The following is a 2,134-nucleotide window of genomic DNA, read 5'->3' as shown; positions in this document are numbered from 1 at the left end:
AGGTCACGCTTTGTCGCGTCGTCGCGGTCGGACAGCGGCTGGTCCAGGTTGGTCAGGGCCACGCCGTCCCGGGTCTCGTCAGCCTCGCTCACCCGACCACCCTCCCGGCCGGACCGCCGCCGGTCAACCGGACGCGGCGCTTCGGTACGGATCGGTTCCGGTACCCGCCGCGGCCCGGTCGGCCGGATCGGCGGCCGACGACGGTCCGGCCGACGGTCGGGGCACCGCGGTCAGCGCCACCAGCCACGCGGCGAGAACCAGACCGGCGGCCACGGTGAACGCGGGCCGGGAGCCGCCGGCGTGCGCGGCGGCCTCGGCCCTGCCGCCCGCCCGCAGCCCGTCGCGGCGGGCGGCGGCCAGTGTGGCCAGCGCGGCCAGGCCGACCGCGCCGCCGACCTGTTGGGTGGTGTTGGCCAGGCCGGAGGCGAGCCCGGCGTCCGTGTCGGTGGCGCCGGCCATGGCCAGTGTGGTGACCGCCGGCAGGGTCAGGCCGCCGGCCACGCCGAAGAACAGCATCGCGGGGAGTACGTCGGCGACGTAGCCGCCGTCGGCGGGCAGCCGGGCGAGCAGGAGGAAGCCGACGGTCGCCAGGACGAGCCCGACCAGCAGGACCCTGCGGGCACCCCAGTGCGCGATCAGCCGACCGGCCAGACCGAGCGAGACCACGGCGATCACGACCGGGGTGGGCAGGAAGGCCCAGCCGGTCGCGGCGGCGTCCAGCCCCAGCACCAGTTGCAGTTCCACGGCGAGCAGGAACTGGAATCCGAAGTACGCGCAGACCATCAGGAACTGCACGGCGTTCGCCGCCACCAGACCCCTGACGCGCAGCACCCGGGGCGGCACCAGCGGGGTCGGCGCCACCCGTTGGCGCAGCGTGAAGCCGCCGAGCAGCAGCGCCGCGAGGGCCACCGCACCGAGCGTCCGAGGGCTGGTCCAGCCGTGCTCGCCCGTCCCCACGATGCCCAGCACGGCGGCCATCAGACCGGCGGTGGCGAGCAGCGCGCCGGGCACGTCCAGGCCGGCCCGCAGGCCGATCCCCCGCTCGGCCGGGAGCCGGCGGAGGGCAGCGATGAGGATGACCGCCCCGATCGGCACGTTGACCAGGAAGATCGTCCGCCACCCGGCGGCCTGGGTGAGCACCCCTCCAGCGACGGTGCCGACCGACGCGCCGGCAGCGCCGGTGAAGCTGAAGATGGCGATGGCCCGGGCCCGTTCGGCCGGTTCGGGGTAGAGCCGGACGATCATGCCGAGGCTGACCGCCATGGCCAGGGCGCCGCCGACGCCCTGCCCGAACCGCGCACCGACCAGCAGGGCCGGCCCGGTGGCGACGGCGCAGGCCAGCGAGGCCGCTGTGAACAGCGCGACGCCGGCCAGGAAGACCCGCCGTCGGCCCAGCAGGTCGCCGAGCCGACCGGCGAGCAGCAGCAGTCCGCCGAACGCGACCAGGTAGGCGTTGACCACCCAGGCCAGGCCGGCGGCGGTGAAGCCGAGGTCGCGTTGCACGGCGGGCAGCGCCACCGCGACGACTGTGCCATCCAGGATGATCATCAGGCTGCCGGCGCAGAGCACCAGCAGCGCCGGCCAACGGGGTGGGACGACACGTTCCACGAGAACCTCCTTGGTGCACGGTTTGTTACCGAGGCCATCGTCTGTGACCATGAACCGGAGCGGAAGGAGGCACTGTTGTGTCCCAGAGGAACAGCGATGTGTCCGCGCAGGTCGAGGCCGAGTTGACCTGCGCACCCCAGAACGTGCCGTTCACCGAGGGGCAGGCCCGCGCCTGCACCGTCCGCGAGGTGCTCGACCGGGTCGGCGGCAAATGGAGCATCAGCATCCTGGTGTCCGCCTCGCACGGCCCGGTGCGTTTCACCGAACTGGAGCGGCACATCGAGGGCATCAGCCGCCGGATGCTCACGCTCACACTGCGTAACCTCGAACGAGACGGCCTGCTGCACCGCACCGTCCACCCGACCGTCCCGCCCAAGGTCGAATACGTCGCCACCCCGATGGCGCTGGAGCTCTACGAGTCACTGGTCGCGCTGACCAACTGGGCCGAGCGGCACCGCCGGGCCATCGCCGAGGCGCGGACCAGGTACGACGCCCAGCACACCGGATAAACCCGCAGGGGGTGTGG

2 protein-coding genes are annotated in these 2,134 nt (G+C 73.6%); one reads left to right on the top strand and one right to left on the bottom strand.

Annotated elements, in window-relative coordinates; translation table 11 throughout:
- Nucleotides 1-123: 123 nt before the first annotated feature.
- Nucleotides 124-1,608 carry an MFS transporter gene (locus tag KBX53_RS30815; RefSeq protein WP_309140899.1) on the bottom strand — a complete coding sequence of 495 codons (1,485 nt, stop codon included), beginning with the start codon at nucleotides 1,606-1,608 and terminating at the stop codon, nucleotides 124-126.
- A gap of 122 nt (nucleotides 1,609-1,730) precedes the next feature.
- On the opposite strand from KBX53_RS30815, the gene KBX53_RS30810 reads away from it, so the two are divergent.
- Nucleotides 1,731-2,117 (top strand): helix-turn-helix domain-containing protein, encoded by a 387-nt coding sequence (locus KBX53_RS30810; RefSeq protein ID WP_051708596.1) that lies wholly within the window; start codon nucleotides 1,731-1,733, stop codon nucleotides 2,115-2,117.
- The last annotated feature ends 17 nt before the right edge of the window (nucleotides 2,118-2,134 follow it).

Origin of the sequence: Micromonospora sp. M51 (assembly GCF_018070305.1) — a bacterium.
Lineage (GTDB): Bacteria > Actinomycetota > Actinomycetes > Mycobacteriales > Micromonosporaceae > Micromonospora > Micromonospora parva.
This window is presented reverse-complemented; position numbering and strand designations above follow the sequence as displayed.